This window comes from Candidatus Pelagibacter sp. uisw_098, from assembly GCF_059512505.1.
The window spans coordinates 1188965-1211972 of sequence record NZ_CM183454.1 but is presented as its reverse complement, the minus strand read 5'-3'; the positions used below and the strand labels follow the sequence as shown (position 1 = coordinate 1211972).

At 29.4% G+C, this 23008-nt stretch carries 20 protein-coding genes and 1 pseudogene; 20 read left to right on the top strand and 1 reads right to left on the bottom strand.

The features are described from left to right. Nucleotides 1-19: 19 nt before the first annotated feature. The 9 genes and pseudogenes from AC5YF9_RS06535 (at nt 20) to AC5YF9_RS06495 (ending at nt 10366) form a co-directional block, all read left to right on the top strand. Nucleotides 20-2923 carry a 2-oxoglutarate dehydrogenase E1 component gene (locus AC5YF9_RS06535; protein ID WP_415303875.1) on the top strand — a complete coding sequence of 968 codons (2904 nt, stop codon included), beginning with the start codon at nt 20-22 and terminating at the stop codon, nt 2921-2923. A 2-nt stretch (nt 2924-2925) separates the two neighbouring features. Further along, nucleotides 2926-4200 (top strand): 2-oxoglutarate dehydrogenase complex dihydrolipoyllysine-residue succinyltransferase, encoded by a 1275-nt coding sequence (odhB, locus tag AC5YF9_RS06530; protein ID WP_415303874.1) that lies wholly within the window; start codon nt 2926-2928, stop codon nt 4198-4200. Next, entirely contained in the window at nt 4201-5601 is a 1401-nt protein-coding gene (gene lpdA, locus AC5YF9_RS06525; protein ID WP_415303873.1) for a dihydrolipoyl dehydrogenase, read from the top strand. A gap of 91 nt (nt 5602-5692) precedes the next feature. Next, nucleotides 5693-6826, top strand: a complete 1134-nt coding sequence (locus AC5YF9_RS06520; protein WP_415303872.1) for a 3-dehydroquinate synthase — start codon at nt 5693-5695, stop codon at nt 6824-6826. After that, nucleotides 6826-7849: pseudogene (locus AC5YF9_RS06515) on the top strand (aldo/keto reductase). Before AC5YF9_RS06520 ends, AC5YF9_RS06515 begins: the two are co-directional and overlap by 1 nt. A gap of 3 nt (nt 7850-7852) precedes the next feature. Further along, nucleotides 7853-8599, top strand: a complete 747-nt coding sequence (locus AC5YF9_RS06510; protein WP_415303870.1) for a cytidylyltransferase domain-containing protein — start codon at nt 7853-7855, stop codon at nt 8597-8599. 6 nt (nt 8600-8605) lie between these two features. Next, nucleotides 8606-9379: a hypothetical protein gene (locus tag AC5YF9_RS06505; protein ID WP_415303869.1), complete on the top strand. Its 774-nt coding sequence runs from the start codon at nt 8606-8608 to the stop codon at nt 9377-9379. 46 nt (nt 9380-9425) lie between these two features. Continuing rightward, nucleotides 9426-9590, top strand: a complete 165-nt coding sequence (locus AC5YF9_RS06500) for a primosomal protein N' family DNA-binding protein (protein ID WP_415303868.1) — start codon at nt 9426-9428, stop codon at nt 9588-9590. Between the two features lie 20 nt (nt 9591-9610). Next, the gene (locus AC5YF9_RS06495; protein ID WP_415303867.1) at nt 9611-10366 is read left to right on the top strand and encodes a prepilin peptidase; all 756 of its coding nucleotides are present in this window, start codon (nt 9611-9613) and stop codon (nt 10364-10366) included. Between the two features lie 2 nt (nt 10367-10368). On the opposite strand, the gene AC5YF9_RS06490 is transcribed toward AC5YF9_RS06495, so the two are convergent. Next, complete coding sequence (locus AC5YF9_RS06490; RefSeq protein WP_415303866.1) at nt 10369-10740, bottom strand: hypothetical protein; 372 nt, start codon at nt 10738-10740, stop codon at nt 10369-10371. Nucleotides 10741-10931: 191 nt separating this feature from the next. On the opposite strand from AC5YF9_RS06490, the gene AC5YF9_RS06485 reads away from it, so the two are divergent. The 11 genes from AC5YF9_RS06485 to AC5YF9_RS06435 all read left to right on the top strand — a co-directional run bounded on the left by AC5YF9_RS06485 (nt 10932) and on the right by AC5YF9_RS06435 (nt 23005). After that, nucleotides 10932-11942, top strand: coding sequence for a type IV pilus twitching motility protein PilT (locus tag AC5YF9_RS06485; RefSeq protein WP_415303865.1), 1011 nt, complete (start codon nt 10932-10934; stop codon nt 11940-11942). Beyond that, nucleotides 11923-12492 (top strand): pilin, encoded by a 570-nt coding sequence (locus AC5YF9_RS06480; RefSeq protein WP_415303864.1) that lies wholly within the window; start codon nt 11923-11925, stop codon nt 12490-12492. Before AC5YF9_RS06485 ends, AC5YF9_RS06480 begins: the two co-directional genes overlap by 20 nt. After that, on the top strand, nt 12492-13163 hold the full coding sequence (locus AC5YF9_RS06475; RefSeq protein ID WP_415303863.1) for a pilus assembly FimT family protein: 672 nt from the start codon (nt 12492-12494) through the stop codon (nt 13161-13163). The genes AC5YF9_RS06480 and AC5YF9_RS06475 overlap by 1 nt, the downstream gene beginning before the upstream one ends. After that, nucleotides 13156-13614, top strand: coding sequence for a type IV pilus modification PilV family protein (locus tag AC5YF9_RS06470; RefSeq protein WP_496169877.1), 459 nt, complete (start codon nt 13156-13158; stop codon nt 13612-13614). Before AC5YF9_RS06475 ends, AC5YF9_RS06470 begins: the two co-directional genes overlap by 8 nt. After that, nucleotides 13611-14483: a PilW family protein gene (locus tag AC5YF9_RS06465; RefSeq protein ID WP_415303861.1), complete on the top strand. Its 873-nt coding sequence runs from the start codon at nt 13611-13613 to the stop codon at nt 14481-14483. Before AC5YF9_RS06470 ends, AC5YF9_RS06465 begins: the two co-directional genes overlap by 4 nt. Next, a complete protein-coding gene (locus tag AC5YF9_RS06460) occupies nt 14480-15046 on the top strand; it encodes a hypothetical protein (RefSeq protein WP_415303860.1) in 567 nt (188 codons plus the stop codon). Before AC5YF9_RS06465 ends, AC5YF9_RS06460 begins: the two co-directional genes overlap by 4 nt. Next, complete coding sequence (locus tag AC5YF9_RS06455; RefSeq protein WP_415303859.1) at nt 15046-15573, top strand: hypothetical protein; 528 nt, start codon at nt 15046-15048, stop codon at nt 15571-15573. Before AC5YF9_RS06460 ends, AC5YF9_RS06455 begins: the two co-directional genes overlap by 1 nt. Beyond that, nucleotides 15570-19349 carry a PilC/PilY family type IV pilus protein gene (locus tag AC5YF9_RS06450; protein WP_415303858.1) on the top strand — a complete coding sequence of 1260 codons (3780 nt, stop codon included), beginning with the start codon at nt 15570-15572 and terminating at the stop codon, nt 19347-19349. Before AC5YF9_RS06455 ends, AC5YF9_RS06450 begins: the two co-directional genes overlap by 4 nt. Nucleotides 19350-19831: 482 nt before the next feature. After that, complete coding sequence (gene pilM / locus AC5YF9_RS06445) at nt 19832-21901, top strand: pilus assembly protein PilM (RefSeq protein WP_496169876.1); 2070 nt, start codon at nt 19832-19834, stop codon at nt 21899-21901. Then, a complete protein-coding gene (locus tag AC5YF9_RS06440) occupies nt 21901-22596 on the top strand; it encodes a pilus assembly protein PilO (protein WP_415303856.1) in 696 nt (231 codons plus the stop codon). Before pilM ends, AC5YF9_RS06440 begins: the two co-directional genes overlap by 1 nt. A 22-nt stretch (nt 22597-22618) precedes the next feature. Then, on the top strand, nt 22619-23005 hold the full coding sequence (locus tag AC5YF9_RS06435; protein ID WP_415303855.1) for a hypothetical protein: 387 nt from the start codon (nt 22619-22621) through the stop codon (nt 23003-23005). The last annotated feature ends 3 nt before the right edge of the window (nt 23006-23008 follow it).

Genomic DNA, 23008 nt, shown 5'->3' with positions numbered 1-23008 from the left:
TATTATATCAATAAAATAGATGCCATCATCAAAAAATCTCGAACTCGAAAAAACTTCATTTCTTAGTAAATCTAATAGTGCATTTATAGAGCAAATGTATCTAAAATTTATCAATAAAGATTCTGATCTTCCTGAAAGTTGGCGACATTATTTTGAGGCTATAAATGAAGATTTAAGCACGATTGTCAAAGAAATTAATGGACCATCTTGGAGTTTAAAAAAAAAAATTGATATTGATGAAATCCAGAAAAAAATTGAAGAAGATGAAAAAAAACCTTCTAAAGAAAGTGACAATACAATAATTGAATCAAAAAATTTAATCAAAAGTAACCTTAACTCAATCAGGGCTGTAGCATTAATTAGAGCCTACAGGCAAAGGGGACATCTATTGGCAAAACTTGATCCTCTAGGAATGATGAAAACTGAATATCTAGATGAATTACATCCTGATTACTACGGTTTTAAAAAAGAAGATTATAATAAAAAAATTTATTTAGACGGTGTTACCAATAAAGAACACTCAACTATAAAGAAAATATTAAGTTTTTTAAATAAAACTTATTGTGGGTCAATTGGTTATGAATATATGCATATATCAAACCCAACTGAAAGAAAATGGCTTAGAGATCGAGTCGAACATGATGAAAATTCTATTCAATTTACAAAAAATGGTAAAGAAGCTATTTTAAATAAACTTATTCAAGCTGAAGGGTTTGAAAAATTTTTACATAAAAAATATGTTGGTACAAAAAGATTTGGATTAGATGGGGGAGAAAGTTTAATTCCTGCTCTAGAGCAAATTATTAAAATTGCTGGTCAATCTGGAGCCAAAGAGGTTAAGATTGGAATGTCTCACAGAGGTAGACTTAATGTGTTAGCAAATGTTTTACAAAAATCTTATAAAAGAATATTCAACGAATTTGCAGGAGATGTTCAAACAACAGGGGAAGAGGGTGCGGGAGATGTAAAATATCATTTAGGAGCATCATCAGATAGAAAATTTGATGGAAACTCTATACATGTTGGTCTTACAGATAACCCTTCACACTTAGAGGCAGTCAATCCTGTTGTATTAGGACAAACTAGAGGAAAGCAATTCTTTCATCAGGACAAAGATAGAAATAAAGTTTTACCTATTTTAATACATGGTGATGCAGCATTTGCTGGGCAAGGTGTTGTTGCAGAATGTTTTGCTATGTCAGGTTTGCCAGGTCATAATACGGGTGGAACAATTCATTTTATCGTCAATAATCAAATAGGTTTTACAACAAGCCCAAGATTTGCAAGATCATCACCATATCCATCAGATGTTGCAAAAATGGTAGATGCCCCAATACTTCATGTAAATGGAGATGACCCAGAAGCAGTTGTTTATGCGACGAGAATTGCAACTGAATTTAGGCTAAAATTTAATCGAGATGTTGTGGTTGATTTAATTTGCTATAGAAGGTTTGGCCACAATGAAGGAGATGAACCTTTTTTTACTCAGCCATTAATGTATAAAAAAATTAGATCTCACCCTACACCAGTAGAAGTGTATGGAAGTAAATTAGTAAATGAAAATACACTTTCAGAAGATGAGCTTAAAAAGTTTAAAACTGATTTTAAAAACTTACTAGATGATCAATACAAAAATGCAAAAGACTATAAGCCCAAAATTGAATGGTATGAGGGAAGTTGGTCAAGATATAAACCAGAAAAAGGAAAAGATAAAAGAGGTGTAAGTGGTTTTGAGCAAAAAAAACTTTTAGAAATTTCAGAAAAGATTAACTCAACACCAGAGGAATTAAATTTACATAAAACTATAATTAAAATTTTAAACGCTAGAAGATCATCGGTATCAGATGGAAAAGGTATAGATTGGTCAACGGCTGAAGCTTTGGCATTTGGTTCATTATTGGAAGAGGGTTATCCAGTAAGATTAGTTGGTCAAGATTCAGGAAGAGGAACGTTCAGTCAAAGACATTCAGTTTTAAGAAATCAAGAGGATAACTCTAGATATATTCCATTAAATAATATTTCAAAAGGTCAAAAACGATATGAAATAGTAGATAGTTTTTTATCAGAATTAGCAGTTTTAGGTTTTGAATATGGTTATAGTTTAGTTCAGCCAAATACCCTAACAATGTGGGAAGCACAATTTGGTGATTTTGCAAATGGAGCGCAAGTAGTAATAGACCAATTTATTGCATCAGGAGAGAGAAAATGGACAAGAGCATCAGGATTAGTAATGCTTTTACCTCACGGCTATGAAGGTCAAGGACCAGAACACTCTTCAGCAAGACTAGAAAGATTTTTACAATTATGTGCTAATGACAATATGCAGGTAGTAAATTGTACGACGCCAGCAAATTACTTTCATGCTTTAAGACGTCAAATGCATAGAGAATTTAGAAAGCCACTAATAGTAATGACTCCAAAATCTTTATTAAGAAACAAACATTGTGTTTCAAATATAGAAGACTTTGGTAAAGATACATTTTTTCACAGAATTTTATGGGATCATGCACTAGATGAGGAAAATGGATTTATCAAATTAAAAGAAAGTTCAAAAATTAAAAAAGTGATTTTATGTTCGGGAAAAGTCTACTTTGATCTATTGGATGCTAGAGAAAAATTAAAGAAAGATGATGTGGTATTGTACAGAGTTGAACAACTTTATCCTTTTCCAGTTAAAAGTTTAGTTAAAGAAATCAAAAAATATGCAGAAAATGCTAAATTTTATTGGTGCCAGGAAGAACCTAAAAATATGGGGGCATGGTTTTCTGTAAGGGACTATATACAATGGACATTAGAAACTATTAACGCTAATAATAGAGAAATTTATTATATAGGAAGAAGTCCAGACGCATCTCCTGCAACAGGATATGCAAAAAGACACATTTCACAACAAGAAGAAATTATTAATAAGGTTTTTAATTAAAAATGACTGAAAAAATTTTAGTACCAGTTCTAGGAGAGAGCATAACCGAAGCTACAGTTGCCAAATGGCTTAAAAAAGAAGGTGATACTGTTGAGGCAGATGAGGCTATTGTTGAATTAGAAACTGATAAGGTTAATTTAGAAGTTCCATCTCCTATAGATGGGGTATTGTCAGAAATAAATTCTAAGGATGGAGAAACAGTAGAAGTAGGAGCGTTGCTTGGTATAATAAGTCAAAATGGAGCCCAACTATCAGAAAAAAAAGTAATTACTAAAATTGAAAATAAAAAAGTAGAAAATAACGTTGTTAATTTAGAAATTAAAAAAGAAACTCCAAAAATTTCTGAGGAACCTGAAGAAGAGCCATTAGTATTAACTAACGAGGTTAAAGAAGATAAACTTGATTCTTCGAATAAAAATAATGAAACACTTTCACCAGCAGTAAGAAAAATTGCTGTTGAAAATAAAATTGATTTAGAAAAAGTTAAAGGCTCTGGAAAAGAAGGTAGAATACTCAAAGGCGACTTAATTAGTATGATGGGGGTAAACCCACAACCTTCAGAGAGAAAAATCAAACATGGTCAAGAAGAGAGAATTAAAATGTCTAGGCTTAGACAAACAATTGCAAAAAGATTAAAACAAGCACAAGAAAATGCTGCCTTGTTAACAACATTCAATGAAGTTGATATGACCAGCATAATGGAAATGAGAAAAGAAAACCAAGAAGATTTTCAAAGTAGGTATAGCATTAAATTAGGATTCATGTCTTTTTTTGTAAAAGCTTGTGTAGCTGCTTTAAAAACGTTTCCATCTGTTAATGCTGAAATTGATGGAGATGAAATCATTTATAAAAATTACTACAATATCAGTTTTGCAGTAGGAACAGAAAAAGGATTAGTTGTTCCAGTATTAAGAGATGCAGATCAACTATCATTTGCTGACATTGAAAAAAATATTAAAACTATTTCCGAAAAAGCAAGAGAGGGAAAGATAACTATTGAAGATCTTCAGGGTGGTACTTTTACTATCAGTAATGGAGGTGTTTATGGTTCGATGTTATCTACCCCAATATTAAATTTACCTCAATCTGGTGTATTAGGAATGCATAATATAGTGGAAAGACCAATGGTAGTTGATGGAGAAATTAAAATTAGACCAATTATGTATCTTGCGTTATCTTATGACCACAGAATTATTGATGGAAAAGAGTCAGTTTCATTTTTAAAGATGGTGAAAGAAAACTTAGAAGATCCAAGAAGATTATTTTTAAATATTTAAATGTCAGATAAATTTCAAGCAGTTGTAATAGGTGGGGGGCCAGGAGGCTATGTCTGTGCGATAAGATTAGCGCAATTAGGTCTTAAAACTGCGTGCATAGAATCTAGAGGGTCATTAGGAGGCACTTGTTTAAATGTTGGGTGCATACCTTCTAAAAACTTATTAAATATTTCAGAGAATTATCACAAAGCACAAAACTTTTCTAAACTTGGGATAGAGGTTGGTGAGATAAAACTTAATCTTGAGAAAATGATGAAAAATAAGGATAAAGCAGTAACTATCTTAACAAAAGGTGTGGAATTTTTATTTAAGAAAAATAAAATTACCTATTTTAAAGGTACTGGAAGTTTCAAATCAACAAATAAAATTTCTATTTTAGATGATCAAAATAAAGAAACCATAATTGAAACAGATAAAACGGTAATTAGTACAGGGTCTGTTCCTGTTGCATTACCAGGTATTGAATTTGATGAAAAAATAATTGTATCTTCAACAGGTGCATTAACTCTGCAATCGGTTCCAAAAAAAATGGTTGTAGTTGGTGGAGGTTATATAGGATTAGAGATGGGATCTGTCTGGTCTAGATTAGGTGCTGAAGTTCATGTGGTAGAATTTCTTGATCATATTACGCCAGGAATGGATAGAGAAATATCCTCAGAATTTATGAAAATTTTAAAGAAACAAGGAATTAACTTCCACATGCAAACTAAAGTAGAGGGAATTACTAAAAACACCAATGGAGCTAGTGTTTCAACGTCTGACAAAGATGGAAAAAAAATCAATTTTGATTGTAATGTTGTTCTTATATCTGTTGGCAGAAAACCTAACACTAACAATTTAAATTTAGAAGCAATTGGTGTTGAATTGGATGAAAAGAAAAGAATTATAACAAATAAAAGCTTTCAAACAAATGTAAGTAATGTTTATGCAATTGGTGATGTAATAGATGGACCAATGTTAGCGCACAAAGCTGAAGATGAAGGTATTGCAGTTGCAGAAAATATCGCGGGACAATCGGGACATGTTAATTACGATATTATTCCAGGTGTTGTTTATACAACTCCAGAAGTTGCTTCAGTTGGAAAAACTGAAGAGCAATTAAAAGAAGCAAATATAAAATACAAAATTGGCAAATTTTCGTTTATGGCAAACTCAAGAGCTAAAGCAATTGATGAAGCAGAAGGTTTTGTTAAAATTTTAGCTGATGAAAAAACAGATAAAGTTTTAGGAGCACATATTATTGGACCTCACGCTGGTGAATTAATTGGTGAAATTGGAGTTGCAATGGAGTTTGGTGCAAGTGCTGAAGATATTGCAAGAACGTGTCATGCACATCCAACATTCTCAGAAGCTGTAAAAGAAGCAGCTTTATCGGTAGATAAAAGAGCAATACATTCTTAATAAATTTTATATAATCCTCTTAAGTCTAGGACTTTAAAGAAATTTCTAAACTATTTCTTTTCTTAACAAAAAAGTATATTAAATTATTGAAATGAAGAAGCTAAAACTAAAATATAATTTTAAAAAGTTTCCATATGAAATTATAAATAATTCAAACTGTATTTTATCTTATATCTTAGACAATTGTGGTTTAAATCTTTCAGATTGTTTTTTTATTTGTGATAAAATTGTTTTTCATAAATATATTATTAATTCAAAATTTTATAAGATTAATAAAGATAAAATTATTTTATCACTTGTACCAGGTAAAAAAGATCATAAAAATTTCAAATCATTAATAAAAATTTATAAAGCTTTAGATAAAAATAATTGCCCACGAGATATAAATATTATAGCTATAGGAGGAGGTGTAATTGGAGACATAGGAGCATTTGCAGCTAGCACGTGGTATAGAGGTACAAATTTAATTCATGTACCAACCTCACTAATGGCAATGATTGATAGCAGCATTGGAGGCAAAACAGCAATAAATTTTCAAAAAAAAATTAATTCTATTGGTACTTTCTACGATCAAAATAAAACTATTTGTAATATAGGATTTTTAAAGACTCTACCAAATGAGGATTATTTATCAGCTTTTTCTGAAACAATAAAAGTAGCGTTATTAAAATCTCCTTCACTTTTAAATAAATTAGTTAATAACCCAAAAAAAATTAAAACTAAAGATCCCATGTTTTTGATGGAAATAATTTCAAAATCTGTAATTATTAAATCTAAATTAATTAATGATGATTGGCGAGATTTAAATAAAAGAATGATATTAAATTTTGGACATACTTTTGGTCATGCTATAGAAGTATCAGTTTTAAAATCAAAAAATTCTCATTATTATAACCATGGTATGGGTGTTGGCTTAGGTATTTTAGCTGCTCTAAAGTATTCCTCAATTTTGTTTGAAAAAAATTATTTTTTTGAAAAAAAAATAAAAATGATATCAAATTTTTTTAAAACACTAGGTCTTGATAATAAAATTATTTCAAAAAAATTTAAGTTTCACAATAAGATAGACTTAGCTAATAAAATATACTCAAACATGCTGAAAGATAAAAAAAGAAGTTTCTCTGGTATCAGATTAATCTATTTAAAGAACAATAAAAATGCTGCAATTGATAATAAACCTTTAAAAAAAGATATAATGAACTCAATTTTATCAATTATTGATTAATGAGATATAAAAAATTAGGCAACTCTGATATTAATGTTTCAGTAATTGGTTTTGGCACACAAAACTTTGGAACCACAATAAAAAACAAAAATGAAGTCTTTGAAATTATTCAATTAGCAATTGATAATGGCATAAATCTCTTTGATACAGCAGAAATATATCCGAGTCCAATCTCTTTAAAACTTCCAGGTTTATCTGAAATTATGCTTGGTGAATACCTAGAAAAAAAAAAATAGACAAAAAATAATAATTTCTACAAAAATTGCTGGCGGATATAAAGATTGGTTTTCCCCTCCTGTAAGAAATGGAAAAACTTTTCTTAACATTGAACAAATTAAAAAAGCTTTTTTTGATAGTCTAAAGCGCTTAAAAACAGATTATATAGATATTTATACTTTACATTGGGATGATAGTTCATCATCTTTTGATGACATTATTGGAGAACTTAACCAATTAATTAAAAATGGGTATTTACGTTACATTGCTATAAGTAATTTTAAACAAAATCGAATATTTCAGTTTTTAAATAAATTTAATGAAACTAATGAAAATAATAGTTTCATAACAATTCAAAATCCATTTTCTTTGTTACGACCTGGAGACATGAAAAGTTTATCAGAAGTATTAGCTAAAAATAACTGTCCTTACTTTGCATATTCTCCTATTGAAGGAGGTGTTTTAACTGGAAAATATCTTAAAGATAATCTAAGCAATACACCAAGAAGATATGACTATCATAAAAAAAGTAATGATCAGAGGGAAGTTGAAATTTATAAAAGAGCTGTGTTGTCCAAAAAAAATTGTATGGCTGTTAAAGATTTGGTAGAGAAAACACCTTCATATTTGCAGCCACATGCGTTATCACTAGCTTGGGTACTTAAAAATGACTTTGTTACTAGTGCTTTAATTTCAGTTAATTCAAAAAATCAATTTTATGAATTACATAAATCGCTTGATCTAAAATTAGACAAAGAGTTACTTTTACTATGTAAAAGTATATACAGTAGATTTATTACGAATTAACTTATGAAAACATTAGGTATTATTCCAGTAAGATTAAATTCGACCCGTATATTCAAGAAAGCATTATTAAAACTATGTGGTATAGAGATGGTGCTTCACGTGGCTGAAAGATCAAAAGGAGCAAAATTATTAGATAAGCTTATAATTGCAACAGATTCTGAGGAAATATCAAGAATTGTTGAGGCAAGAGGTTTTTCATGTTGTCTTACATCAGAAGACCATATGAATGCCACGGAAAGAATTTGCGAAGTAATTGAAAATTACGACTATGATTTATATGTGCAAATTAATGGAGATGAACCACTGATAAAACCAGAAGAAATAGACTTAAGTATATCCACAATTAAATCATCAAATTCAGATTGGTCTGTCTTACTAACACCATATAAAAAAGTTAATTCTAAATCAGATTTTAAATATGTTATTAGAAAAGATTCTACAGTTATGTACATATCAAGACAAGACATTCCATATGATGCAAAAATGCAAAATTTGACAATGTTGAAAGGTCACCATATTTGTACATTTAAAAAAAATACTCTTAAAAAATATAAATCACTGGATTATTTTTATGAAAATGTTGAAGGTCACGAGCATTTAAGATTACTTGAAAATGGTTTTAAATGCATCACGGCAACTATTGAAACTTCAGCTATTAGTCTAGATGTTACATCGGAAATTGAATATATAGAAAATTTGTTAGTGAATGATGAAATTTTTAATTCATATAGAAAAAAATATGATTGTTAAAATTTAATGAAATTAAGTAATTTAGGTCATAATTTACTTGAGCCTATCTATTTCATTTTTTCTAAATTTTATTCAAGATTCACCTACAAGACACAATATGAAATTGTAAAAAAAAATATTTCGAATAAAAATATTTTTATAATTGCTACAGGTCCATCTTTAGATGAATTTAACTTTAAAAAAATTAAAAACTCAACTTTTATTTTAATTAATGCTTCAATTGAAATATTAAAAAAAATACCAAAAAATAATATTATTTTTTGGTCAACATCAGATGTTAGTAAAATTCATGATTTTGTACCTAAACTTCCAGATAATTTTAGGTGCCTAGTTACATCTTCAAAATATAGAGGTATTATTGATCTTATTAGATCAAATCATGAAATAATCTATTTCCATTCCCAATCATGTATTTTTTTGAAAAAATTTAATTTTTTATCATTTTTTAAAATAACGATACCAATGTTTGGACCAAAAATTTTAAATTCCTCAATTATAGATCCTGAAAAGATATTAAAAAAAAATATTGTGACCTTACCAGGTGGCACATCTGTGCTTTTTGTTTTAATAGTCATAATGAAAATGAGTCCAAAAAGTATTAATCTTGTGGGATTTGATATTGGGTCAGTAAAAAAAAAACATTATTCTTCTTTAAAATACCATTCAAATAAAAAAATTAGTTTTGATGTTAAATATATTAAAACTGTATTTAAAAAAATTTTAGTATCATTAAAAAAAAGAAAAATTAAACTTAAGAAATATTCAAAATATATAATTTAATTAAAAATGTCATTACAATACTATATTATTCCCTTATCATTCTAATATGAAAGTACCTATTCTTTTGCCAAACATATTCAATCATCCTTTTACTTATGAGAGTGATATTAATTTAAAAGTTGGTGATTATGTGATGGTTCCTTTTGGTAAATCTAAAATTACAGGAGTAGTTTGGGATGAAATAGAACTTCCCTCTAACAAAAAATTTTGATTTTTTTAAATTTATCTTTAGTGTTTTTTATTGGCATTTGTTTGGGAAGTTTTACCAATGTTTGTATTTTTCGATTGCCAAGAAATAAACAGACAATAACTGGACGATCCTTTTGTCCTAAATGTAAAAAAAAAATACAATGGTTTGATAATATACCATTAATTTCTTATTTATTATTAAGTGGCAAATGCAGAAAGTGTTATAAAAATATTTCATTAAAATATTTTATAGTAGAGGGTATTTGTGGGGCTGGTTTTGTATTAATTTTTTTAAATTATAGCAATTATACTTCAATTGTCTTTTTGAGCTTATTATTTCTATTATACATAACTATTTTTTTTATTGATTTAGAGCATTTTATTATTCCAGATAGCTTAAGTTTTACTCTAATGTTTTTAGCAATATCTAAAAACTTTTTACCTAACATTAACGCAAGTTTTATTTATGATATTAATGAATCAATTATTGGCGGAATGATCGGTTATCTTTCTATTTGGATTATTATTTATATTTATAGAATAATAAAAAAAATTGATGGCATGGGCTTAGGCGATGCTAAGTTAATGGCAGGTATAGGTTTATTATTTGGGTGGAAAGCAATACCCTTCGTTCTTTTTGCCGCTTCAATACTAGGATTACTTTATGTCGCACCTTCTTTGGTTAATAAAAAAATAAACCTTAAATCCCAAATACCTTTTGGGCCACACATTATTTTAGGTAGCGTAATATATTTTTTATATGGAGAGTTTTTATATAATTTAGTTTTGAAAATTTAAAATCATGCAATGGAAAATTCTTTTCGGTCAACCCACCATTTTTCAATAACTGCAAGAGAATCTTTTTCTAGAGTATAAAATTTTATTCTTTTATCTTTTTCACTTACTTGTTTTATAAAATATTTTTTTCTTACGCCTTCTTGTAAAATAGTTTGTATGGTTGTTCTTTTACCCAATTTCTTTGGAATGTTTTCACAGAGATATTCAAAACTTACAAGATGATCTTTATTAAAACTTGCTAGGGCAATTTCTAAAACAATGACAGAGTGTAATCTGGTATCATAGTAGAAACCTTTTATATCTGTTGTATTACTAAGTTCATAAAACTCTTTAAGATATTGCTCTGTTTTATATTGAATGTTATCATCTATCATGTAATTTATACCGTATAATATTGGTAGTAAAATAACATACTAAATTGTGCATGTAATTTTTGCACCATTCTGTTTTATACTGTTCATCATTTTTATACATAAGATAATTTCTACCTTATAATACTGTTAACAAAATAACATACCAAATTTCAACAGTTTTTTTGTTCAATCTAAATGGCTATCATTAGATAATGATAGATAAGGTTGATACTTTAGCAAAAGAAAATAAAAATATATCTGATTTTCATCTAAGAGGAGGTTCGGACATATCCTATAGACTTATGGGAGACATTGTAATTGTACCTGATAGTAAAATTACCGATAAAGACTTAACAGATCTTTTAAAAAATAATTGTGAAGAAGAAGAAATTAAAAAATTTGAAACTAAAAATGAATTAGATACTGCAGTTATTTTAGGAGATTTAAGATTTAGAGCTAATTTTTATAAAACTTTAAATGGACTTGCGGCGGTATTAAGAAGAGTTGAGACAAAAATTCCATTAATGGAAGATCTAAATCTTCCACAAATATTATTTAGTTTACTAGATGCTCATAAAGGTTTGGTGTTAGTTACAGGACCAACGGGTTCAGGAAAATCAACAACATTAGCTGCAATTATTAATCAAATAAACGAGTCCAGACCATCAAACATTATAACTATTGAGGATCCTGTAGAATTTATTCATAAAGATAAAAAAAGTATTGTTTCCCAAAGAGAAGTTGGCAAACAAACCGAAAGTTTTACTCATGCCTTAAAAGCTGCGTTAAGAGAAGATCCCGATGTCATTCTTGTAGGTGAATTAAGGGATCTTGAAACTATTGGTATGGCTTTAACGGCAGCTGAAACAGGTCACTTAGTTTTCGGAACCTTGCATACAAGTGGAGCACCTAATACTGTAAATAGAATTATTGATGTTTTTCCTCCAGAACAACAAGGTCAAATTAGAGCACAACTATCAGAATCGTTAAACATGGTTGTCACTCAAAAATTATTTAAGAAAAAAGATGGAACGGGACGAGTAGGTGCGTTTGAGGTTATGGTTTGTAATGCACCTATTAAAAATTTAATTCGTGAAGCAAAAATTCATCAAATTCCAAGTGTTATGCAAACAGGCCAACGAGAAGGTATGATGACCATGGACAAATCAATTGAAGATTTAGTTGGCAGAGGAGTTATTTCAAGTGCCGAAAAAAATAGTTAAGGGTTTTACTTTAATAGAACTTTTAGTAGCTGTTGCAATCATTGGAATACTAGCTGCAGTAGGAGTAGTTGCTTATAATGGGTATACTAAAGCTGCAAAAAATTCTGTTATAAAATCTAATCATGGCAAAGTTCTAGATATAATTAAATCTGATATTGCTCAATGCTATCTTTTAGGTGGAAGAAATGCAGAAATTGATAGATATGAGAGAAAAACATCTAATACTTTTCAAATTAAAAAAATGCGATGTAGCTCTGCTTTTTCCAGTCTCCAGGGTCACTTTTTAGGTTTGGGGCTAAGAGATCCGGTAATTACAGGTTATAGCTGGTACAAGCCTTGGACACAAAATGGTAGAAGTATACCAAATGATGCTGGTGCTGTTTATCAAGGCACACCATTTAAGGATGCAAGATTTTATCCAGCATACTGGGTGGGTAAAACTTATATTTCTGATGACCATTCTGGTGGAAAAAGAAGATTAAAAATTCAAACTTATTTGATGGACGAAAAAACATTATTATTAAATTATATTACTTATCCATTTAACTGATGAAAAAATTTAAAAAAGGCTTCACGATTATAGAACTACTAGTTGTTCTGGCAGTTATAGGTGTATTTAGTGCTTTTGCTTATCCCAATATTTCAAACTGGATAGAAGATCGAAATATAAAGAAAGAAATTACTGAACTTGAAACTTTTATTAAAGAAATGAAGTCCGAAGTCTCAGGTGGAAAATATGGCATGGTTCAATTGCAATTATTTAGTATTGTGGAAGTTTATACAATGAGTACAGAGAAATTTATGGAAACATATAAAAATGTACAATCTTCCAATAATTCTTACAAAGTAAATAAACAATGTGGCAGTGGAAGTTCACAGCCAAATCTAGTTAGAAATAGCAGTAAAGAAAAAATATCTTTTGGAAGATCAAATAATGATAGTAGCGTATGGGTTTATCCATACAATCCTCCTGCAACAGTAATTTGTATTACAAAAGATAGTACCATTAAGTATTCAGGATCAAATATTACTTATAAAGATCCAGGTACTGGTAAAGACCTTGATACATTTATTTTATGTCCAAGAAGTATTTCAACTCAGAGAACTTGCAACCCTAGTGCTAATTTAGACAGCATGTATCAAATTACTATAAATAATTCTCAAGAAATTAAAATATGGCGAAAAACTAAAGGAAAAAATTGGGTAAAAATAGATGGTTAAATCTAATAGAGGTGTTTCATTAATAGAGTCGTTAGTTTGCATAGTAATAATTGGTATTGGTTTTATTGCAATTATGCAGCTTTCAGCTTTTTCTATTAATTCAATGGATCGAGCTACTGAGAAAAATAAACTCAATTATTTATCTGAAATGGTGATGGAAGATATGATCGGTGATCCAGAAAATGCTGCTAAGTATGGAAGCTTCAATGAAACGTGCACTTATTCTACCACAGGAGGCTCAAATCTTTATGATAAAATGAAAGATAAATGGAGAAATAAACTCAAAGAAAAAAATCATATTAGAATAAACAACAAAGATAAGAAATTACCCTGTGATACTACTGATACTAAAAAAACCTTTATAAAATCTGGAACAAATACAACAGGAAGAGTTAATTTTTTAACAGGCAAAGGTAAAAGAAAAAAATATTTAGGAGTGGTAGTTAAATGAAAACTAAAAACTCTGGATTTACTTTAGCTGAAGTTTTAGTATCAATTGTCATTGGTGTAATTAGTATTGCAGCAGCATTTTCATCGTATAATTATTTTAATAAATCATATAAGTCAGTTTCACAAAAAGCTGCGATTAATAGTTCTGCCAGAGAAGCTTTATCAATTATTACAAAAGATTTAAGAAACACAGGTTATATGCATGTAGATTTTACAAAAGAATCACATCCTGAATGGTATTTAATTGAATTTAATCAGAAAGAGTTAGGTAATTTAGATCAGCTTATTGTTTATCAGGGAACTAGCCCAAATTCTTGGATAAGAACAATTTATTCACCAAAAAATTATGCTAAATGTCAGTTTACAGTTGCCTGGTGCAATAAGTATGGCAATGGCATGTATTTAGCCAAAACATTAATTGAAAATCCAACAGGAGGAGGAAGAAAAGTTATTTATGAAAATATTGAGTTTGTACCAAACATTGTAGATTTTCAAGTTGTGTTTAAAGATAGAGAAGGAAAAGAAGTTTATCCAGTATGTAGCAGTTACTGCAATAGACTTTCAGTTAGCCAGGGAGCTAAAACACCATCAAATAATAAACCCAATAAAGGAACATTAAATATGCCTAAGGTTTATACGGCTGAAATTTATTTAACAATTCAATCAGCTAAAGAAGTTTTTAATTCTAATCAAGCAACTAAAATTATTAATCATGAAGATAGTACTTTTGGAAATACACAAAACTTTGATGACAAATATTATCGTGAAACTTTTTTTGCAAGTGTTCATACTAGAAATTTAGCAAAGCACGTAGCAATCACAGAACAAACAGGAACCAGTATTAGTCAATCATCAACTTATAACAAATGAAAAATAAATTTAAAAATAATGAAAAAGGATTTGCTCTTCCATTGGCATTATTACTCTTAGTAGTTATGACTATTATGGGTTTAACATTAGTTACCATTACATCTAATGAACACAAAGCCAATACTGAAAAAGATTCTAATCAACAAGCTTTCTATGCTGCTGAAAGTGGAATAGCGATTGCTAGAAAATATATAGTAGATAATACCAGTATAATAACAGGGTCTGCTCAAACAAATTTAGATGGAGATTTGAGATTTTGTAAAGCATCATTTTTTCCTAATTTAAGAAATTCAACTGGAATTATCTTAGGTAGAAAATCAATGAATGAAGTGATCACTGCATCGGGTGCTGAGGCCACAAGGTTAAGTAAGTTTAGTTTTGAGTATTTTATAGCTTACAGCCCAGACGTTAATGGAAACAATTCATCAGCTAAGAAGAAATCAGGGACAAATAACACGCTGTACACGATTTACTCATGTGGTTGCAATGAATCTAAGGATAAATGTAATGCAAAAGGTAATGTTATAGTTCCTCTAGAAGCCGTGGTAACGTTAATAAACTAATGAATAAATTTATAACTTATTTATTTGGAATTCTTCTCTTAGCGCAAGTAAACGCATTGGCATTAAACTGTGACTTAAGTAAATTTAAACTGGGTAAAAACATAAGTAATTTTGAAAAAGAAAAAATAGCATTTATTCTTGGAGAACCTGTCAAAGGTATAAAATCAATTACAATCCCTATTGAATTTGTATGTCAAGATAAAGGAATAAAAGGAACAATAATATCCTTATTTTTTATAGATGAAAAAGTTGTACGAATTATTTTTCAAAATCAAATTGTTCAAAACAGATCCTTATTTAAGCTTGCAAATAGTTTTTACAAATCTGGTTTTGTAAAAAATCAAAAAATTATTGATGCAAATGAACCAGAACAATATGCAATCGAAAAAAATGAAGTTTATCATTTATATGCAAATTTAAGAGGTATTAACGAAAATATAGGTAATTTTTTAGAACTTTTTGAAATTGTAGATAAAAAACATGAAGATGCTGCAAATAAAGAAGCAATAATTGAGGAAGAGAAATGATTAGAAAATTTTACATATTTGTGTTTTTAATATTTTTTGTATGTAATAATTCATACTCAAAATCACCTCCACCAGGCACTGGATCAAGTAATGTACCTGCAAATATTCTAATTATGCTGGATAACTCTGGTAGTATGGGATGGGATATTAATGGAAATTATATTTCTAGCTGGACAAAATATGTTTCTCAACCTTCAGATGTTGCGGTAGATAGTAATGGTAATATTTATGCTCTGCAGGTTAGCAGTAAGACAATAAAAGTTTTTGACTCAAATGGAACGTATGTAAAAGTCATTGGAACATGCTCTTCTATTTATCCTACCAGTTTAGATATCTTTAATAACGTTATTTATGTTTTAGATTATTCCAATGCGAGTGTTAAGGTTTTATCAGACTCAGGAAGCTGTATTAAGCAAAAAACTACAGGAGGAGGCAATTGGAGTGCATGGAGTATAGCAGTATCTAACAACCATATATTTATAGGAGGTTTTACTCAATACTATCAAAGTTATATTAGAATTCTAGATAGAAGCTCATTAAATCAAGTTAATTATCACTCCAATTATCCAACCTACTACTCGATGTCAGGCTTAGATGTAAACTCTGATGGATCAAAATTAGTTACTGTATCAAATTATCGAAGTAAAGTTTGTCTACACACCATATCAGGAACTAGCTTAGGCTCTTGTCAAACAGTAGGGACAGGAAATTATGGAACAGGAAATGGAGATACCAGATATCCAGTTGATGCTGCTTTTGATTCTAATGGTAACATATTTGTAAATGACAGTAGTAACCGCAGGTTACAAAAATTTAATTCGTCAGGATCTTATGTTGCCAAATATGGCTCTCTTAATTACAGTGGCCCTTTTAGATGGCCATGGGGCTTAGGTATTTCATCAGATAATAAAGTTTATAGTGCTGATCAGCAAAACAATGACATATATGAATTCAATAATGACTTAACTTCCTATTCAAGGATAGGTGCTGCTGTATCTAGAATGTCAATTGCTAAGGATGCAATTAAAAAAATAGTATCAGACCCTGAGCTTAAAAGTGGAGCCAATTTTGGATTAATGGAGTGGGGTTTTTATTGGAGCAGATATTTAAAACTAAGAGTTCCCATAAGTTCAAATGGTGCAAGCACAATATACACAGATGTAGACGGAGTAGTTCCTGGTGGAGGAACTTATCTTTTGCAAGCAATGAATTATGCTAGAGATTATTGGAATGGCAATTTAACTCAAGGGGGTACTCGATATCCATCTCCCATCATTCCAGGAGCAACATGTCAATTAAATTTTAATATTTTAATAAGTGATGGACAGTGGAATAGTCATAGTAGTGCGATGGGGGTAGTACGTGATATGAGTGACAGATTAAATGTAAAAACTTTTTCAGTTGGCTTGGGTATTGGTACAGGAAATAGAAGTAATTATGACAGTTTAGCTGTTAATGGAGGAACGACCACAGCTTTATATGCATCAACGTCAGGGGCACTTCTTACTGCGATAAGAGATGCAGTGCAACAAGCCATATCTAACTCATTAACCTTTACAACACCAGCTGTGATGCCAGAGCTAAATAAAGGAGGATTTATTTATCAATCAACTTTCAAATATGCAAAAAATAAAGAGTGGGAAGGTAGTTTAAAAAAATACAATCTTAACACTGATGGATCCTTTGGAGCAGAAAAATGGGATGCTGCTAAAAGATTAAATAGCACAAGCCCTAATTCTAGAAAAATATGGACAGCAGATATTGGAATAAAAAATACTAACAATTTTACAACATCAAATAGAAACATTTTAAAGCAAAAGTTATTTCCACTTAAAGCAAGTCCAACAGACACTGAAACAGATAATTTGATTAATTTTATTAGGGGTTTTGACACTTATGATTATGATAAAGATAACAACACCACAGAAGTAAGGAGCTCTAAACTAGCAGATATTTATCATTCAGATTTGATTGTTGTTGGTAAGCCAGATGCACCAACAGTTAATACTGGAAATTTAAATTTTTCAAAGACTGATGCTTATTATAGACAGCAAAAACAGTATAATTCTTTCAAAGGAAGTAATGATTGTGGAGTATCGTGTAGCGGAAGAACAGAAGTGGTTATTGCTGGTGCAAATAGCGGAATACTTCATGCATTTAATTCAAATGATGGTAATGAATTGTGGGGCTATATACCACCAAACATAATAGGTAAACTATCTACTATCGTGACAACCAAAGCTAATGCTACTAATCCCATTTATGGCATAGATGGATCTCCAGTAGTTAAGGATATATTCTTTGATGATACTCCAAACAATAACACTAACGATCCTAGATGGAGAACAATTCTTATTTCAGGGTTGGGTGCTGGCGGTAATGGTTATTTTGCATTAGACATAACAGATATTAATAATCCTAAGCATTTATTTGCAATTGACAATGATCCATATAATAAAAAAATTAGTCATTGGAATTCAGATGAAAATTTAAATACATATTTTTATTCAGGGAACACTAGTCCTCCACCTCAGTTTGATTATAGGAAACTAGGTGCAAGTTGGTCTACACCTAGAATTATAAGAATAAAAGTTGATGGTGCAGATAGATGGGTTGCGGTATTTGGTGGAGGTTACAATAGTGGTGTTGCACCAGAGTATGGTTCAGCTATTTTTATTATGGATCTTGAAAATGAAGGTAGGTTACTTAAAAAGATTGATATTCAAGATAAACAAATCGCATATCATGCATATTCATTTGGTGTTGGTAAAGGAGTTAAAGAAATTCAAATGAGTAAGTATGGTTTAAGTTCTTATAACTATGATGTTGAAAAATTAATTGTATCAGGTGCAGGGGGTATGGGTTTTGGTATTACTCAAGATATCAGTGGAAGTACTGCATCTAATATCAAAATAATTTTAGAACATGAGACACCCGGCACAAATAATACTTTCTTAGTCACCAGGGTAAATAAAAAGGATATTGTTAACTCTCTACCATCAGATTTAACTGTAATTACAGCTGATGGTACTTCAAAAGCAAATTATGATGGGGCATTAATTTATGCGGGTGATCTTGAGGGAAAAGTTTCAAAAATTAACCTGACTGAAAGTTTTATTCTAAATAGCGATAAGATGATTAATAAAAATATATCAACAACAACAGTTTTTGATGCTCAGGCAAATACAGATAATGGAAGATATATCTACAACAACTTAGAGGCGACGATTAATAGTGATAACAACCTATGGTTATATTTTGGTACTGGTGATACACAAAAACTTCAAAGTCAATCAAGCCTAGTTAAGAATAGAGTTTTTGGAATTAAAGATAAAGATTTTCCAAATTATAAAAATATAAGTTCAACAGGCACATACAGTAATTGTTCTATTTCAGGTTGTCCCAACTCATCTCAAATGGGTTGGTATGTAGACTTAGACAAGGCTAAAAAAGTGACAGCAAAGCCTACAGTTGATAAAGATAGGATATATTTCTCAATATATGAGCCATCCAGCTCATCAACACCCTGTACAACAGGAACAGCATTCTTACATGCTTATGACTCTAAGTGTGGAGGTGTTATGACAAATTTTCCAGTTAACCTTGGTAAAGGAGTTGCAGGAGAAGTGGTTGTAAGTGGAGATAATCTTTATATTGCTATATCAGGCGAGGCTAATAATAGTCTTTCATCAAAAGATAGCTTAATTACTATAAAATCAGAAGCTAAAGCAGCATCTGGAGCAGTTCAGCTAGAGAGTTGGAAAGAAAATTACTAAATTTAAAAAACCAAATAAATTTTACTAGACTAACACAAAATATGCTTATTTTATAAAAAGCTATATTTTACAATGATTTTTATAAATTAGTAAAAATAATAAAATTATAACACAAAAATAATTAAGTCTCACACAAACCCAATTTACTCTAACACAAAAATATTATTAGAAATTAAGCAGGACATAGAACAGTTTTTCAAAAATTTTGGAATCATATTTTCTAACACAATAAAACTTTCCTCTAACACAAAAATAATCTGTCTAACACAATAATTGAAGGCTTAATTAATTAAAAATAATAAAATAAATATTGGTACCAATATTAAATAGTAATTTTTAAATAGTTGTTAGAAAAAATGTAATTGTTTTTTGGTAGTTTTTATTTTTCAAATTAATAGGTGTTGTTCTTCGGTAGTTTTAGAAGGGGTGTTTTGTGTTAGAGTTTTCATTAATTGAGTGAAAATTTGTAAAAATTAAATTTCATGGAAACAATTCATAAAAAAAATAGAAGATTGCATATTTATGTACGCCAAGATAAATATAAAGGTGAATTAAAGTCACATAATTATGTTGGAAGAACATTTATTAATGGAAAACAAAAAGTAAGTTCATCTGGAACAACAAATTTAGAAGAAGCAATTCCTATTTTAGAGAAATGGTTTGATGAATTACAATTAGAAGGTAAAGTTGAAGAAAATAATAGTGAACAGACTGTGGTTCAACCAGAAAATACTTCAGAAATTAATTTAGAGCAACCAAAAGAAACAATATCAACTGAAAAAGAAACTGTTGAAGAAAAACCTAAAGAAGGTTTGAAACTAAGCATGTTAGATAAGTTAAAAAATATAAAATTTTCTAAATCAAAAGATGAAACATCAATAGTAAATGAATCTTCTCACAAAAATAAAGAAAATAAATTTAAATTAGTTTTTAAAAATTTTTTTCAATCAAAAGTTAAAAAATTAAGTATTGAAGGGGAGGAAATAGCAGGTCTAGACATGACAAGAGATGCTGTTAGAGTTGCACAAGTTTTACAAGATAAAGACAAGAATTGGATATTGGATAAGTTTTCTTACCGATCATTAGATCAAGAAAAAATAAGCGAAAATTTATTAGAACATAAAGATTATCTGTCTGATGAAATTGAATTAGCTATTGCTAATGCAAAAATTACTACAAAAAATGTTGCTCTATCAATTCCAGTTACGAGTGCAATTATTAGAGTGGTTACTAGTCCATTGATGACTGATGAAGAGTTGCAAAAAGCAATTGAGACAGATTCACTATGGGATAATTTAGTCCAGCTGACTGATAATCTAAATGATTATTCAATTTTTCATCAAATTATAAACAGAAACTCTAAAAATAATACAATGGAAATTTTATTTGTTGCCTCAAAGTTGGCTGATGTAAATGCTTATTCTTCTATTGTAAAAAAAGCTGGCCTCAACCCTGTTATTATGGACGTTCGTTGTTTTACTTTAAAAAATGCACATGACAACACAAAATATAAATCAATTACTGATAAAGGAAATTCAGCAATATTAGAACTGGGTATAGATGAAAATTATATTATGATTATTCATAATAATATTCCAGTAATCACAGATATTTTTTTAAGACCACAAGAAAAACAGCAATTATTAGAAGTGATTAGTGAGAATATACCCACGGATGCTGATGCTGTTATTAGAAGGTATGCAATGCAGGTTAAGCAAGCAATTACTGACTATGAAAATAAATATGAAAATAAAATTACATCCATTCAGGTAGTTTCAAGTTTAAAAAATATTTCTCTGTTATTACCAGTGTTCAAGAAAAATTTACCAACCACTGGGTTTATAAACTTTGATCCTTTACAAAATGTAGGAATACCCTCTTATAACAATGAAAAAATAAATAATGATAACAAATCACCTCTAGCTTCAGTGCTTGGCTTAGCTTATAGAAAATTAGATGTATTTGGTTATTACAAATTTGTAACAGCTGTTAAAAATATAAACTTACTACCTAATAGGGATGCTGTGCGTCAGCAAAATAAATTAAAATTTTTATCAGGTTTTGCACTTAAGGGAGCCATTGGTGCCATTGTAGGTATTTATTTAATCTTAACAGTTTTTTCATTTTTTCAAATTAACAATAACAAAGAAAAATTATTAGAATTTAATCAAGTACAAATAGAATTTAAAAAATTAAATAAAGACTTCTCTCTATTAGCTAAAGAAAGAAGAAAAATGCAACAATCCTTAGATCTTGGAAAATTAGTTAATTCGAACCAAGCACGGTCTTATAGATCACTGGCACAGGTAACGAGAAGTGTTCCACAAAGAGTTCAATTTACAAAAATGATTTTTGATGGCAATGATAGTTTAATTATAGAAGGGTTAGCTTTCTCTGATCAGGATATTTTAAATTTTATTTCTAATTTAAATTCCAAGTCATTAATTGAACAAGCCTCTCTAGCTGCCATGAAAAATCAAACAGGTGATGGAAATTCTGGAAATAATAACAAAAAAGGATTTACAATAAATTGTAAATTAAAAATAATTTAATGGATCTAGCAAATTTAAAAAACATAGATTTAAAAAATATAATTCAAAAAATGAAGAGCGGTGGTTTTTCAGATAAAAAAATATTAATAAAATTTGCTGGAGGATTTGTTGCAATACTGATTTTTTTAATTAGCTATTATATTTTTGTCTCTCCAATTGTTCAGGCACAAGTAGAACAAATTAATATTATGAATGAAAATAAAATTAAAATAGAAGAATTTAAAAACAATATTATAAGACTAAAAAGTACAGTCAAAAATTTAGAACCTGAATATGAAAAAAATAGTAAATTATTTCATAGTAAAAAAGAGGTTGAAGATCTTTATCAAAACATTAGTAAATTTGCATTAATCAATGGTTTATCAATCACAAATTTAAAAAAAGGTGTGCCCAAAGCGGTTGCTGGAGACCCACAAGCTCAAAACACAGGACAAACGAACAAAAATAGTTCAGGTCAAAACACAACAACTAATGATAATCCAGAAGGGCAAAAGGAATTGTATTACACAATTCCAGTTGATTATGAAATCCAAGGAAATTTTTTAAGTTATCTTAAATTTAGAAGAGCATTATCAAAATCACAAAAAGTTATTAATTTTGACAAAGAAGAAATTAGTACAATTGCAGAAGTGCAAGGACAAATTTTATCAAAAGGAACAATTTCAATAGTGGGGTTACCAAGTGAATATAAATAATAAAAGATTATTAATTTTTCTAATGACATTATTACTGTGTCAATTTCAGCTTATAAATTTAAAAGCAGAAGATGTAATCACTATAGATGATGAGGAATTACCAGCAATAGACCCTTTTGCAGGAGGGTTAGGTTCGATAAATCAAGTTTTTGAAACAGATGATTCGATAAGAGCAAATAATGGTTTGCTAAATAATATGAGATTAGTTGGTATAATTATTGGTGAAAGTAAAAAAATAGCAATTTTTTCATCAGCAGATGGTGGTGCGTATAAGTACGAAGAAAATCAAGCAATCACGAGCACTACCACTCTAATAGAAATTTTTAGCGAAGTAGTAATTGTTCAAGATGAACAAAACAATAAATTTGAAGTTTATATGAACAATATAATCAAACCGAGTGAAGGATAAGAA

Excerpts from the sequence above, each read along its gene's own strand:
- AC5YF9_RS06455 (WP_415303859.1), top strand. The coding sequence starts at position 15,046 with ATGAATAAATTTATAACTTATTTATTTGGAATTCTTCTCTTAGCGCAA.
- pilM (WP_496169876.1), top strand. The coding sequence starts at position 19,832 with ATGGAAACAATTCATAAAAAAAATAGAAGATTGCATATTTATGTACGC.
- AC5YF9_RS06450 (WP_415303858.1), top strand. The coding sequence starts at position 15,570 with ATGATTAGAAAATTTTACATATTTGTGTTTTTAATATTTTTTGTATGT.
- AC5YF9_RS06520 (WP_415303872.1), top strand. The coding sequence starts at position 5,693 with ATGAAGAAGCTAAAACTAAAATATAATTTTAAAAAGTTTCCATATGAA.
- odhB (WP_415303874.1), top strand. The coding sequence starts at position 2,926 with ATGACTGAAAAAATTTTAGTACCAGTTCTAGGAGAGAGCATAACCGAA.
- lpdA (WP_415303873.1), top strand. The coding sequence starts at position 4,201 with ATGTCAGATAAATTTCAAGCAGTTGTAATAGGTGGGGGGCCAGGAGGC.
- AC5YF9_RS06505 (WP_415303869.1), top strand. The coding sequence starts at position 8,606 with ATGAAATTAAGTAATTTAGGTCATAATTTACTTGAGCCTATCTATTTC.
- AC5YF9_RS06440 (WP_415303856.1), top strand. The coding sequence starts at position 21,901 with ATGGATCTAGCAAATTTAAAAAACATAGATTTAAAAAATATAATTCAA.
- AC5YF9_RS06470 (WP_496169877.1), top strand. The coding sequence starts at position 13,156 with ATGGTTAAATCTAATAGAGGTGTTTCATTAATAGAGTCGTTAGTTTGC.
- AC5YF9_RS06460 (WP_415303860.1), top strand. The coding sequence starts at position 14,480 with ATGAAAAATAAATTTAAAAATAATGAAAAAGGATTTGCTCTTCCATTG.
- AC5YF9_RS06490 (WP_415303866.1), bottom strand. The coding sequence starts at position 10,740 with ATGATAGATGATAACATTCAATATAAAACAGAGCAATATCTTAAAGAG.
- AC5YF9_RS06485 (WP_415303865.1), top strand. The coding sequence starts at position 10,932 with ATGATAGATAAGGTTGATACTTTAGCAAAAGAAAATAAAAATATATCT.
- AC5YF9_RS06435 (WP_415303855.1), top strand. The coding sequence starts at position 22,619 with ATGACATTATTACTGTGTCAATTTCAGCTTATAAATTTAAAAGCAGAA.
- AC5YF9_RS06500 (WP_415303868.1), top strand. The coding sequence starts at position 9,426 with ATGAAAGTACCTATTCTTTTGCCAAACATATTCAATCATCCTTTTACT.
- AC5YF9_RS06535 (WP_415303875.1), top strand. The coding sequence starts at position 20 with ATGCCATCATCAAAAAATCTCGAACTCGAAAAAACTTCATTTCTTAGT.
- AC5YF9_RS06510 (WP_415303870.1), top strand. The coding sequence starts at position 7,853 with ATGAAAACATTAGGTATTATTCCAGTAAGATTAAATTCGACCCGTATA.
- AC5YF9_RS06465 (WP_415303861.1), top strand. The coding sequence starts at position 13,611 with ATGAAAACTAAAAACTCTGGATTTACTTTAGCTGAAGTTTTAGTATCA.
- AC5YF9_RS06475 (WP_415303863.1), top strand. The coding sequence starts at position 12,492 with ATGAAAAAATTTAAAAAAGGCTTCACGATTATAGAACTACTAGTTGTT.